This window comes from Intrasporangium sp. Soil_C_50 (assembly GCF_057656595.1).
Window position 1 is genome coordinate 676,242 of record NZ_JBDGKB010000001.1, and the last position, 12,984, is coordinate 689,225.

At 72.8% G+C, this 12,984-nt stretch carries 12 protein-coding genes; 2 read left to right on the forward strand and 10 right to left on the reverse strand.

The features are described 5' to 3' along the window. Positions 1-15 precede the first annotated feature (15 nt). The 3 genes from mtrB to AC3A5R_RS03200 form a co-directional block, all read right to left on the reverse strand. Entirely contained in the window at positions 16-1,767 is a 1,752-nt protein-coding gene (mtrB, locus tag AC3A5R_RS03190; RefSeq protein ID WP_487619323.1) for an MtrAB system histidine kinase MtrB, read from the reverse strand. 2 nt (positions 1,768-1,769) lie between these two features. Further along, on the reverse strand, positions 1,770-2,447 hold the full coding sequence (mtrA, locus tag AC3A5R_RS03195) for an MtrAB system response regulator MtrA (protein ID WP_076258289.1): 678 nt from the start codon (positions 2,445-2,447) through the stop codon (positions 1,770-1,772). Positions 2,448-2,605: 158 nt separating this feature from the next. Beyond that, positions 2,606-3,163 (reverse strand): hypothetical protein, encoded by a 558-nt coding sequence (locus AC3A5R_RS03200; RefSeq protein WP_487619324.1) that lies wholly within the window; start codon positions 3,161-3,163, stop codon positions 2,606-2,608. Positions 3,164-3,299: 136 nt separating this feature from the next. Here AC3A5R_RS03200 and AC3A5R_RS03205 point away from each other — a divergent pair, with 136 nt between their 5' ends. After that, entirely contained in the window at positions 3,300-4,901 is a 1,602-nt protein-coding gene (locus AC3A5R_RS03205; RefSeq protein ID WP_487619325.1) for a hypothetical protein, read from the forward strand. A gap of 87 nt (positions 4,902-4,988) precedes the next feature. Here AC3A5R_RS03205 and ahcY read toward each other — a convergent pair whose 3' ends face one another. From ahcY to AC3A5R_RS03240, 7 genes are all read right to left on the reverse strand, one after another. Continuing rightward, on the reverse strand, positions 4,989-6,425 hold the full coding sequence (gene ahcY, locus AC3A5R_RS03210; protein WP_487619326.1) for an adenosylhomocysteinase: 1,437 nt from the start codon (positions 6,423-6,425) through the stop codon (positions 4,989-4,991). A 209-nt stretch (positions 6,426-6,634) separates the two neighbouring features. Next, a complete protein-coding gene (locus AC3A5R_RS03215) occupies positions 6,635-7,564 on the reverse strand; it encodes a DUF808 domain-containing protein (protein WP_487619327.1) in 930 nt (309 codons plus the stop codon). 113 nt (positions 7,565-7,677) lie between these two features. After that, positions 7,678-9,063: a mycothione reductase gene (locus AC3A5R_RS03220; RefSeq protein ID WP_487619328.1), complete on the reverse strand. Its 1,386-nt coding sequence runs from the start codon at positions 9,061-9,063 to the stop codon at positions 7,678-7,680. An 86-nt stretch (positions 9,064-9,149) separates the two neighbouring features. Further along, on the reverse strand, positions 9,150-10,286 hold the full coding sequence (locus tag AC3A5R_RS03225; RefSeq protein ID WP_487619329.1) for an SIS domain-containing protein: 1,137 nt from the start codon (positions 10,284-10,286) through the stop codon (positions 9,150-9,152). A 13-nt stretch (positions 10,287-10,299) separates the two neighbouring features. Then, entirely contained in the window at positions 10,300-10,503 is a 204-nt protein-coding gene (locus AC3A5R_RS03230) for a Trm112 family protein (RefSeq protein ID WP_487619330.1), read from the reverse strand. After that, a complete protein-coding gene (locus tag AC3A5R_RS03235) occupies positions 10,500-11,975 on the reverse strand; it encodes a phosphomannomutase/phosphoglucomutase (protein ID WP_487619331.1) in 1,476 nt (491 codons plus the stop codon). The genes AC3A5R_RS03230 and AC3A5R_RS03235 overlap by 4 nt, the downstream gene beginning before the upstream one ends. A 17-nt stretch (positions 11,976-11,992) precedes the next feature. Continuing rightward, positions 11,993-12,385, reverse strand: coding sequence for a DUF3499 domain-containing protein (locus AC3A5R_RS03240; protein WP_487619332.1), 393 nt, complete (start codon positions 12,383-12,385; stop codon positions 11,993-11,995). Positions 12,386-12,489: 104 nt separating this feature from the next. Between AC3A5R_RS03240 and AC3A5R_RS03245 the strand changes: the two genes are divergently transcribed. Continuing rightward, on the forward strand, positions 12,490-12,939 hold the full coding sequence (locus AC3A5R_RS03245; RefSeq protein WP_323096691.1) for a metallopeptidase family protein: 450 nt from the start codon (positions 12,490-12,492) through the stop codon (positions 12,937-12,939). The last annotated feature ends 45 nt before the right edge of the window (positions 12,940-12,984 follow it).

Genomic DNA, 12,984 nt, shown 5'->3' on the forward strand with positions numbered 1-12,984 from the left:
TGCCTCGGGCCTCGGTCACGGGGACCGTTCCACGGCGATGCGCCGCAGGCGCAGGGTGTCCTCGTCGCTGCCACCGGTGCCGTCGCTGCGCGTGGCCTCGCCGAGCGCGGCGCCCTCGCGGCGGGCGCGGGCGGCCTCGGCGGCGAGCGGGCTCAGGGGCAGTGGCGAGCTCGTGATGGTGGCGTCGGCCTGGCGCGGCAGGGTCAGCCGGAAGCAGGACCCCTCCCCCAGCGCGCCCCACGCCTCGAGCCGGCCGGCGTGGAGGCGGGCGTCCTCGAGGGCGATGGCCAGGCCCAGGCCGGTACCGCCGGTGGTGCGGGCGCGAGCCGGGTCGGCCCGCCAGAAGCGGGTGAAGACGAGGGCGGCCTCACCCGGGCGCAGCCCGACGCCGTGGTCGCGGACCGTGACGGCGACGGCCGAGTCGTTCTCGCCGATCGTCACCTCGACGGGCCGGCCCTCGCCGTGCTCGACGGCGTTGGACACCAGGTTGCGCAGGATCCGCTCGATGCGACGGGAGTCCATGTCGGCCAGGACCGGCTGCGAAGGCATCCGCAGCACGAGATCGGTGCCGCGGCTGGCGGCCAGGGCCCGGTGGGCGTCGACGGCGCGCTCGACCGACGCGCGCAGGTCGGTGGCCTCGACCTCGAGCACCGCTGCACCGGCGTCGAACCGGGAGATCTCGAGCAGGTCGGTGAGCAGCGACTCGAACCGGTCGAGCTCCTTGTGGAGCAGCTCGGCCGACCGTGCGACGGTCGGGTCGAAGCGGGCGCGGGAGTCGTGGATGAGGTCGCCGGCCATGCGGATCGTCGTCAGCGGCGTGCGCAGCTCGTGCGACACGTCGGAGACGAACCGCTGCTGGACCCGGGAGAGGTTCTCCAGCTGGGCGATCTGCTGCTGGAGCGAGGCCGCCATGGCGTTGAAGGAGTTGCCGAGCCGGGCGAGGTCGTCTTCGCCCTTGGAGCGCATCCGCTCGTTGAGGTTGCCCTCGGCGAACCGTTCGGCGACCAGCGCGGCCCGCCGCACCGGGTCGGCGACGAGGCGGGTCACGACGAACGCGATGGCCCCGATGAGGAGCACGAGGATGGCACCGCCGACGAGGAACGTCTGGCCGATGAACGAGATGATCTCGCGCTCTCGGTGCATCGGGTAGATGAAGTACAGGCCGTAGTCACCGGCCACCCCGGTGGCGATGCGCTGCCCGACGATGACCGCCGAGATCGAGTCGGTGCCCTCCTCGATCGTCGCGACCTGCAGGTGCTGGCGGTCGGGCTGGGTGGCGACCTGGTGGCGCAGCTCCTCCGGGATGAAGCGGGCCCCGACCGCGCCGCTCTCGACGGGCCCGAAGATGATGCGACCGGTGGTGTTGTCGAGCCGCGAGAGCACGACGTAGCGCTTCTCGTTGCCGGCGTCGCGGCGGTACTGGTTGACCAGGGTCGTCGCGAACTGGGTGAGCGCCGCGTCGGAGCCGTTCTGGTCGGTCGAGTCGAACTTCTTCTGCGCGTCGATGGCATCGCGCAGGCTGTCGTCGGCGGCGATCCGCTGCCGGCTGTCGACGAGGCCCTGGGCGATCGAGCCGTAGAGGTAGGTGCCGACGGCCGTGAGCACGAGGATGCCGAGCAGCATCGTCACCACGACGACACGGAACCCGAGGGAGGACCGCCACAGGTGCACGAGGCGCGCGCCGGCCCGGCGCAGCGCGGAGCCCGCTCGGCCCATGAGACCGGCGACCTCGGCGGCGCGCGACGCGCTGCCCGATCGCGTGGTCATGGCTACGCCGGACCCGCCTTGTACCCGACGCCACGGACCGTGACGACGATCTCGGGGCGCTCGGGGTCGTGCTCGATCTTCGAGCGCAGCCGCTGGACGTGGACGTTGACGAGGCGGGTGTCGCCGGCGTGGCGGTAGCCCCACACCTGCTCGAGGAGGACCTCGCGGGTGAAGACCTGCCACGGCTTGCGGGCAAGCGCGACGAGGAGGTCGAACTCGAGCGGCGTCAGGGACAGGGGACGGCCGTCGCGCTTGACCGAGTGGCCGGCGACGTCGATCTCGAGGTCGCCGATGGCGAGCTTCTCCGGTGCCGGCTCGTCGCCGCGACGCAGGCGGGCCCGGACGCGGGCGATGAGCTCCTGGGGCTTGAACGGCTTGACGACGTAGTCGTCGGCGCCGGACTCGAGGCCGACGACGACGTCGACGGTGTCGGTGCGGGCGGTCAGCATGACGATCGGCACGCCGCTCTCGGAGCGGATGCGCCGGCACACCTCCATGCCGTCGAGCCCGGGCAGCATGACGTCGAGCAGGACGAGGTCGGGACGCGACTCGCGGAACGCGGCGACCGCCTCGGCGCCGTCGGCCACGTGGGAGACCTCGAGACCCTCGTTGCGCAGCACGATCCCGAGCATCTCGGCGAGTGCGAGGTCGTCGTCGACGACCAGTACCCGACCCTTCACGACACACTCCATTCCCGGGACGGCGGTGTCCCGTGTCCCGTAGTCCTTGGCACATCATCACACAGGCAGGCTGAACGGCCGGTACCGCGCGCGGCGGCCGGCAGTCCCCCGTCCCGCTCGTCCACCCGGGGCTCGTGGTCCCCCGGGCTCACGCGGGCTCAGCTCTGGGTGACGTACCACTTCCCGCCGATGCGCACGGCCTTGAACTTCGACACGACGTCGGCGGCGAGCGCCGGTTCGGTGGTGACGCTCTCGAAGGTGGCCTTGTCACCGGTGACGGTGGCGCCGCTGATCTTCAGCCCCTGGAAGGCCCCACCGAGGTCCTTGAGCTGGTCGAGCGTGGGCGTGATCGTCTTGGCGCACGCGGCGCCGGCACCGGGGATGCCGGAGATCGGCTTGTTCTTGTAGGCCATGAGGTTGCACACCGACGTGCCGTCGCCGGCGACCATGGCCCCGAGCCAGGAGGCCATCGCGGCCTCGGGCGTCGACTGGTCGACCGCCACCGGGGTCGCCGCGGTGGTCGAGTCGCCGGTGCCGCCCGACGAGGTGCCCGACGCCGTGTCCGATGCCGTGTCCGACGGCGTCGACGACGTCGTGGTGGACGACGCGGCGGGCGTCGTGCTCGAGGAGGGCCCGGTCGTGTCGGTGGCCTTGCTGCAGGCCGCGAGCGACACCGAGAGGGCCACGGCGAGCGCGGCGGTCGTGAGCTTCTTCATGGAGGGTCCCTGCTGGCAGACGAAGTGAGGTGCCCTCAGATCCTCGCACGCTGCCGCCCGGCGCAGCCCGCCGCGCGGGGAACCGATCGGGCCAAAACGACCCTGCCGGACGCGTCGAGCGGGGATGATCGGGGCCGTGACGAGCGACACGACCCGCACCACCGCCCCGGAGGACGCCGCCGCGCCCGACGCATCGGGCGAGGACTCGGCGTCGCGAGCGTCCGCTGCGACGCGTGCGACTCACGCCGACGCGTCCGGCACCCCCGACGCCTCCGGCAACCTCGTCGCGTCCGACACCCCCGACGCGTCCGGCACCCCCGACGCAGGTGCCGCGACGCGGCGGCCACCACTGCCCTACCGGGTGCGCCAGCTGCTGCCCGGGCTCGTCGTGCTCGCCGCCGTCGTCCAGGTGGCCCGGCCGGTGTCGGACCCCGACACGTTCTGGCACCTTGCCGCTGGCGACCGGCTCCGACAGACGTGGGTCTTCAACGGGCCCGACCCGTGGAGCACGATGTCGACCCAGCCGTGGCGCCTGCACGAGTGGCTGCCCGAGCTGCTCATGAGCGGCTTCCAGCAGCTGCTCGCGCTGCCCGGGGTGGCCTGGTTGCTGCCGCTCGGTGTCGCCGGCATCGGCCTTGCCCTGTGGCGCGTCACGCGGCGTCGGGGCTCCCTGCTCGTCTCGGCAGCGGTCACCGCGGTGTCGCTGGCCGCGATGAGCCAGAGCCTGTCGCTGCGGCCGCACCTGGTCACCTTCGCGCTGACCGTCGTGACGACCGGGGCGTGGCTGCGCACGTGGCAGGACCGCCGCGCCCGCTGGTGGCTCGTGCCGATGACGTGGGTGTGGGCCTGCTCGCACGGCATGTGGTTCATGGGGGTGCTCGTCGGTGTCGTGGCGCTGCTCGGCCTCGCCCTCGACCGACGCGTCACACCCCGGCAGTGGGGGCGCCTGGCCCTCGTGCCGCTCGGCTCGCTCGCCGTCGCCGCCCTGACGCCGACCGGGCCCGAGCTGCTGCTGTCGCCGTTCGCCGTCAACGAGACGACGCAGTTCATCCAGGAGTGGATGGCGCCCTCGATCAAGCAGCCGGGGTTCGCGTTCTTCGTCGGGATGGTCGCCGTGATCGTCCTCGTGTGGGCCCGCTCGCGCGACAAGGTGTCCTGGACCGACGTCCTGCTGCTCGTCCTGGGCACGGGCCTCGCGCTGCTCTACGCGCGCACCGTCGCCGTCGGCGCCGCGGTCGTCGCGCCGGTGGCCGCCGTGACCCTGCAGGGTCTGCTGCCCACGGAGCCCGAGCCGCTCGAACGGCGCGAGGTCCGGTTCACGCTGGGGCTGACCACGCTCGGGCTCGTCGTGGCCGCGGTCGTCGTGGCGGTGCGGGCGGTCGTGCCGGGCTCGGGGGCCGCGGGCCTGGACCCCGCGCTCGCCAAGCTGCCGGCCGGCACCGTCGTGTGCAACGACTACGGCCTCGGCGGCTGGCTCATCTGGCGCCACCCGAACGTGCGACCCGCCATCGACGGCCGTGTCGAGGTGTACAGCCTCGCCCACGTGCGCGAGTACGTCGCCTTCTCCGCCGCGAGCCCGGGCTGGACCGCCTACCTGACCCACACCGGGTGCCGATGGGCGCTCGTGTCCACGTCGTCCGCGGCGTCCGAGGCGCTGCAGAAGCAGACCGGCTGGAGCGTCGCGGGCAAGGACAGCGAGTTCGTCCTGCTGCAGGCACCGGCGGCGTCCGGCTCCTGACGCACGAGTGCCGCCCGCCCCCAGCGGGGCGAGCGGCACCGTGGCTGACGCGTCGGGACGCGGCGAGCGCGTCGGGACGCGGCGGCGTCAGTAGCGGTAGTGCTCCGGCTTGTACGGGCCGGCGACGTCGACACCGAGGTACTCGGCCTGGCCCTTGGTCAGCTCGGTGAGCTGGACGCCGAGGGCGTCGAGGTGCAGGCGGGCGACCTTCTCGTCGAGGTGCTTCGGCAGCGTGTAGACCTGCTTGGCGTAGTCGCCGGTCTTCGTGAACAGCTCGATCTGGGCGATCGTCTGGTTGCTGAAGCTGTTGCTCATGACGAAGCTCGGGTGGCCGGTGGCGTTGCCGAGGTTCATCAGGCGGCCCTCGGACAGCACGATGATCGAGCTGCCGCTCTCGAACGTCCACTCGTGGACCTGCGGCTTGATCTGGGTCTTCTGGATGCCGGGGACTCGCCCGAGGCCGGCCATGTCGATCTCGTTGTCGAAGTGGCCGATGTTGGCGACGATCGCCTTGTTCTTCATCTTCGTCATGTGCTCGGCGGTGATGACGTCGTAGCAGCCGGTCGTCGTGATGAAGATGTCGGCGGTCTCGACGACGTCCTCCATGCGGGCGACCTGGAAGCCCTCCATCGCGGCCTGCAGCGCGCAGATCGGGTCGATCTCGGTGACGATGACGCGAGCGCCCTGGCCGCGGAGCGACTCGGCGCAGCCCTTGCCCACGTCGCCGTAGCCGGCGACGACGGCGACCTTGCCGCCGATGAGCACGTCGGTGGCGCGGTTGAGGCCGTCGATGAGCGAGTGGCGGCAGCCGTAGGTGTTGTCGAACTTGCTCTTGGTCACCGCGTCGTTGACGTTGATGGCCGGGAAGAGCAGCTCGCCGGCCTCCGCCAGCTGGTACAGGCGGTGGACGCCGGTCGTGGTCTCCTCGGTGACGCCCTTGATGCCGGCGGCGACCGTGGTCCACTTCTGCGGGTCGGTCGCCAGCGTCTGGCGGACGAGCTCCTTGAAGACGCCGAACTCCTCGGAGTCCTCGTCGGTGGTCGGCGGCACCTGGCCGGCCTGCTCCCACTCGCGGCCCTTGTGGACGAGCATCGTGGCGTCGCCACCGTCGTCGAGGATCATGTTCGGGCCCTCGCCGCCGGGCCAGGTGAGGATCTGGTCGGTGCACCACCAGTACTCGGGGAGGGTCTCGCCCTTCCAGGCGAAGACCGGCACGCCCTGGAGGTCGTCGGCCGAGCCGTTCGGGCCGACGACGACGGCCGCGGCGGCCTCGTCCTGGGTGGAGTAGATGTTGCAGGAGGCCCAGCGCACCTCGGCGCCGAGGGCGGTGAGGGTCTCGATGAGCACGGCCGTCTGGACGGTCATGTGCAGGGACCCGGCGATGCGGGCGCCCTTGAGCGGCTGGGCGTCGGCGTACTCGGCGCGGATGGCCATGAGGCCGGGCATCTCGTGCTCGGCGAGCCGGAGCTGGTGGCGGCCCGCCTCGGCGAGGCTCAGGTCGGCAACCTTGTAGTCGAAGGACATGGGTGATCGCTTCCTCTGGTGGTCGGTGTGCAGACCCGGCGCGCCCCTCTGGGCCATCGTTCGCGGGTCATCACCCACGCCGGCGGTTGACCAGTCTAGCGACGTGGCCCTCCGGACCCCAAGGCCGCTGTCGAACCGTGCCCCTCCGCGTCGGTTCGAGGTGATCGACGACCGGATGCGGTCGCGCATCACCTCGAACCGAGGTGGGGTCAGTGGGGGGCGGGCTTGCGGCGTCGGGGGACGACGTGGAGCACGGCCACGATGAGGGCACCGACGACGAGACCGATGAGCGCGGAGGCGAGCGTGTTGACGACCCAGGCGAGCACCCCGCCGATGCCGGCCACTCCCCCGACTGCCTCCTCGAGGTGGTGCACCTGCCCGTACAGCCAGTGCCAGCCGAGCTCGTCGACGCCGACGAGCAGGATGTGGCCACCGACCCACAGCATCGCGGCGATGCCGACGGTCGAGAGCACCGACAGCAGCTTCGGCATGCCCTTGACGAGGGCCCGGCCGACGCGCTGCGAGGCACCCGACTCGCGCCGCGCGAGCGCCAGGCCGACGTCGTCCATCTTGACGATGAGCCCGACGACGCCGTAGACGAGCGCGGTGATGAGCACCGCGACGATGACCAGGATGATGAGGCGCGAGAGGAACGGCTCGGTGTCGACCTCGTTGAGAGCGATGACCATGATCTCGGCCGACAGGATGAAGTCGGTGCGGATGGCCCCCGAGACGACGGCCTTCTCGTCGACCTCGCCCGCCTCGGGCTCCTCCTCGTGGTGGCCCGAGACGAGCTCCCACACCTTCTCGGCGCCCTCGTAGGCGAGGTAGGCGCCACCGACCATGAGGATCGGGGTCAGCAGCCACGGCACCCACTGGCTGAGCACCATGATGACCGGCAGGATGATGAGCAGCTTGTTGCGCAGCGAGCCCAGGGCGATCTTGCGGATGATCGGCAGCTCGCGCTCGGGCTCGAGGCCCTGCACGTAGCGCGGCGTCACGGCGGTGTCGTCGACGACGACGCCGGTGGCCTTGATGCTGGCCTTCGTGGCCGCCGCGCCGACGTCGTCGACCGACGCGGCCGCGAGCTTGACGAGGGCCGCGACGTCGTCGAGGAGCGCTACGAGTCCACCTGCCATGCGCACAGCCTAGGGCCCGTCCCAGCGTTCTCTCAGGGACGGGTCCCGCCGCGCGGGCGGCCGGTCACGCGACGGCGCGCGATCGCCTGGCACCGCCCGAAGCGGCGCGCTTCTCAGGCGGGCGGGTCGACCTCGAGCCCGAGCAGGGCGTTCTCGACGACCTCGGCCAGGGCCGGGTGGATCCAGTACTGCCCGCGGGCGACGTCGTGCACGTGGGCGCCGGTGGCCATGGCCTGGACGAGCGGCTGTACGAGGCTCGTCGCGTGGGGCCCGAGCAGGTGGGCGCCGAGCAACCGCCCCGAGCGCGGGTCGGCGACGAGCTTGCAGACGCTCGTCGTGTCCTCCATGGCCCAGCCGTAGGCGGTGTCGCCGTAACGCTGCACGAAGGTGACGTGCTCGACGCCGGCGTCGACGGCGGCCTGCTCGCTCAGCCCCACCGACGCGACCTGCGGGTGGCTGAAGACGCCGGAGGGGACGTGCGCGTGCGGGAGGCGGCGCAGGTCGTCCGGGCGCACGAGGTTGTGCGCGACCGCGCGGGCCTCGGCGTTCGCGACGTGCTTGAGCTGCCACGGCGAGCTGACGTCGCCGAGCGCCCAGACGCCGGGCAGGTTCGTGCGCCCGTGCTCGTCGACGACGACCCGCCCGTCCTCGTGCAGCCGCAGGCCGACGGCCTCGGCGCCGAGGTCGTCGGTGTTGGGACGCCGGCCCGTGGCCACGAGAAGGAGGTCGCCCTCGACGCAGCTGCCGCCGGTGAGGTGGACCCGGAACGCGCCGTCGTCGGCCGGCTCGAGGGAGGTGACCTCGACGCCGGTGCGCACGTCCCACTGCTCGCGAGAGAGGTCGGTGAACCGCTCGGAGATCTCGGTGTCGAGATGGCGCAGCAGCTGTGAACCGCGGGCCAGCACCGTGACGTGCACGCCGAACGCCGAGAAGACGTGCGCCATCTCCGCCGCGATGAAGCCACCCCCGACGACGACCATCCGCCGCGGGAGCTCGTCGATGCGCATGACGGTGTCGGAGGTGTGGAACGGCACGCCCGAGCCGGCGACGACGTCAGGGATCACCGGCCGGGCCCCCGCGGCGATGACGACCTGGTCGGCCGTGACCACCTCGGTGCCGCCGTCGGCGAGCTCGACGGTCAGCTCGCGCTCGGCGGTGAACCGCGCGTGGCCGAGCACCGCCGCCGTGTTCGGCCCCTCCTGCCGGTAGCGCAGGCCACCCTCGGAGATCGGGTCGATCCGCCCGAAGACGCGGTCGCGCACGTCGCGCCAGCGCACCCCCTCGAGCGTCGCGTCGACGCCGTAGCGCGCCGCGTCACGCACGGCGTCGGCCACCTCGGCGGCGTAGACGAACATCTTCGTCGGGATGCACCCGACGTTGGTGCACGTGCCGCCGAAGGTGCCGCCCTCGATGACGGCGACGCGCTTGTCGGCGAAGTCGGGGGTGACGAGCGAGTTGCCGCTGCCGGAGCCGATGATCGCGAGGTCGTAGTGAGCCACCTCCGCAGCCTACGTACGCGCGACGTGTCGGAGGCGGTGGCGCCCCGGGCGGTACCGCGCACGCCCGGCTCCGCGTCCGGCGGAGGTCAGCGACCGCGGGCCCCGCGCAGCAGCTCGACGTGCGGTGAGGTCGCCGGGTCGAAGCCCTGCCCGAGCGCCAGGTAGGTGGCGGCGAAGTCGGTGAGGGCGACGTGGTGGGCGAAGCGCAGCAGCGGGTCCTGCGCGGGCGCGTCGACGAGCGAGATGCGAACACCGGTGTCCTCGGCGACGGAGACGATGGTCGAGGTGAGGCGCTCGTCGGCGCCCTCGCTCGTGTCGCGCAGCATGATGAGCCGCAGCGGCGGCCGGGTGGGGCCGTCGAGGAACGGGTCGGCGAAGATGTCGTCGCCGCCACCCTCGGTCGCGCCCCCGGCGAGGAGGCCGTCGAAGCAGGCGACGATCTGGCTGGCGGCGTCGGGCAGGGCGCCGTGCGCCACCGGCACCCGGCCGGTGCGCCCGAACATCGAAGCCGCACGTCGGGCCGCGACGCCGCCGAACGGCCCCTCCCCCAGGACGATCGGCGCCGACTCGGCGACCTCGGTGGCCAGCACCTTGGCCGGGTTGACGAACGACTCCGACGCCGGCCGTGCCTCGGTGGCGCACCGGTCGAGGACGTCCGCGAGGGACTCCAGGATGTCGCTGCCGACGGCCGCGATGCCGAGCGCGTCGGCCGCCAGCAGGGCCGGCGTGGCCTGGGCCCACATCGAGGTGCGCGACGACGTGCCCGACACGGGGATCGGCACGTGGACGCCACGGGCCCGGGCACTCACCTCTGCGAGCGGCGAGTCGGCTGCGCCGATCGTCAGCAACGAGGCGCCCCGGCGCTGGGCCTCGGCCGCGAGCGCGAGCGTGCCTGCGGCGCGGCCCGACTGGGAGACGGCGATGACGAGGTCCAGCGTGCCCACCCAACCCGGCAGCGGGGCAGCCGAGCAGCTCTGGACCGGCAGCGAGGCACCCGCGCACGCGAGCGCCTCGAAGAGGTCGGCGACGGCGGCCGAACCCCCGGCGGCGGCCACGACGATGCCGCGGGGGTCGAGGCCGCGCAGACGCTCGAGACCGGCGTCGGACGCCGCTGCGAGCGAGCGCCGCACCTGGGCCCCGGCAGACGCCAGGGCCAGCAGCGTGTCGCTGCGGTCGAGGGACGCGAGGGTCCCTTCGTCGTCGAGGCGCGTCTCGTCGAACACGGCGGGGACCGTGTCAGCCCTCGAGGTGCCGGGCGAGGTCGACGAGCAGTACCGGCACTCCGGACTCGACCGGGTAGCCGAGCGAGCAGGTGGCACAACGGAGCTCGGGGATCTCACCCGACCCGGAGTCGTGCGTGGCGTCGGTCAGCTCGCCCTTGCACTTGGGGCAGCGGAGGATGCCGCGCAGCCACGGCTCGATGGTCTGCTGAGTGGTCACGATGCGTCTCCTGCGTCGGTCGGGTCCGTCCCGGCGTCGGCGACACCGTCGCCCGAACGGATCAGGGCGAGCACCTCGTCGCGGAGGCGCTCCATGGTCTCACGGTCGGCGGCCTCCACGTTGAGCCGCAGCAGCGGCTCGGTGTTGGAGGCGCGCACGTTGAACCACCACATCGGCTCGGCGCCCTCGGGGCAGCTCACCGTCAGGCCGTCGAGCTCGTCGGTGCCCGCGCCACGGACCTGGGCCCACGCGCGGACCTGCTCGACGACGGCGGCCTGGTCCTCGACGGTCGAGTTGATCTCGCCGGAGGCGACGTAGCGCTCGTACTCGCTGCACAGCTTCGACAGGGGGGCGTCCTGCTCCCCCAGCGCGGCGAGCACGTGCATCGCGGCGAGCATGCCGGTGTCGGCGAACCAGAAGTCGCGGAAGTAGTAGTGCGCCGAGTGCTCGCCGCCGAAAACCGCTCCGGCACGGGCCATCTCGGCCTTGATGAAGGAGTGGCCGACGCGGGTGCGCACCGGGTTGGCGCCTTGCTCGGTGACGATCTCGCGGACCGCGGCGCTGGAGATGACGTTGTGCACGATCGAGACGTCGCGGTCGCCGCCCTCACGGGCCTTGGCGATCTCGCGGACCGCGACGAGGCCGGTGACGGCGCTCGGCGAGACGGGCTCGCCGTCGGCGTCGACGACGAAGCAGCGGTCGGCGTCGCCGTCGAAGGCGAGGCCGATGTCGGCGCCGTGCTCGCGCACGGCGGCCTGCAGGTCGACGAGGTTGGCCGGGTCGAGCGGGTTGGCCTCGTGGTTCGGGAACGTGCCGTCGAGCTCGAAGTACATGGGCACGACCTCGAGCGGCAGCTCGGGCAGGCCGGCGCCGGTGCCGAGGACGGCGGGAACCGTGTGGCCTCCCATGCCGTTGCCGGCGTCGACGACGACCTTGAGGGGCCGGCCGGCGGAGAGGTCGACGAGCGAGCGCAGGAAGCCTGCGTAGTCGCCGAGGAGGTCGCGCGTGGTGATCCCACCCGGGCCGCCGACCGGCTCGGCGAGGCCGGTGCCGCCGTCGATGAGCCACTGCGCGAGGTCGCGGACCTCGGCCAGACCGGAGTCCTGCCCGACCGGGCGCGCGGCCGAACGGCACAGCTTGATGCCGTTGTACTGGGCCGGGTTGTGGCTCGCGGTGAACATCGCACCGGGCAGGTCGAGGGCGCCGCTCGCGTAGTAGAGGCCGTCGGTCGAGCACAGGCCGATGTGCACGACGTCGACCCCGCGCGAGGTGACACCGGCCGCGAAAGCCTGTGACAGCTCGGGCGAGCTGGGGCGCATGTCGTGGCCGATGACGACCGCAGGGCTGCCGTCCGGGATGGCCACGACCTCGGCGAACGCGGCGCCGATGGCCCGGGCCACCTCGGGCGAGAGCTCGTCGGGAACGATCCCCCGGACGTCGTAGGCCTTGACGAAGTCGACGAGTTGAGGCACGGGCCCCACCCTAGTGGTCAGGTGTCGCGCAGGATGCGGAGGTGTCCGCGGCGCCCGGACTCGACGACACCGGCCTGGGCTTCTGCGGCCGCCTGACCCCGGGGGTCGCCGCTGCGCTCGCCCGGCCGCGGCTGCCGGGGCCGGGCGGCCTCGCGGACGGCATCGGCCAGGGCGAGCAGGTCGTCGCCCGCCAGCTGCGGCTCGGGGAACTCGCCGCCGACGCGCACGACGTCCCAGCCGCGCGGGGCCGTCATGCGTTCGGCGTGCTCGAGGCAGAGGTCGTAGGTGTGCGGCTCGGCATATGTCGCGAGCGGGCCGACGACGACCGCCCGGTCGGCGTAGGCATAGGTCAGGGTCGCCACAGCAGGGCGCGCGCACCCCGTCTTCGAGCAACCACGTGTCAGACCCACGTCCGGGGACTTTAGTCGCCCGGTCGGACGAGGACGAATCACCACGCCGTCGACACGTCGACGTCCTGGCCTGCCGGCGACGCGGCCCGATCTACAGTGGAGCCGTGAGCACCACGGGCAGCACCACCGGTAGCACCACCTCGCAGCCCGTGCCCCGTCGCCGGGACCGGCACGGGCGCGGCCGCCGCGGCCCCCTCGCATGGCCACCGGTGCCGGCGATGGTGTCGCGTCGCGACGAGTTCGACGACTACGTCCTCGACGCCGCCGCCCGTCTCGAGGCGACGTGCGGGCGCGCTTTCCCCGCAGTGGAGTTCGCGGTCGAGGATGTCCCTCGCGGCCCGGCCGCCTGGGACCACCGCGAGGTGCCGCTCGGCCGGCTCTTCGCGGCCACCGGTGCCCGGCCGGCACGAATCGTCGTGTACCGCCGACCGGTGGAGACGCGCGTCTCGGACCGCCGTGACGTCGCGGCCCTCGTCGCCGACATCGTCACCGAGCAGGTCGCCGGGCTCCTCGGGGTGTCCCCCGAGGAGCTCGACCCCGGCTTCGGCGACTGACTCAGGCGCCGCACCCGGGCGACCGACCACGGGGGCGCCCGACGG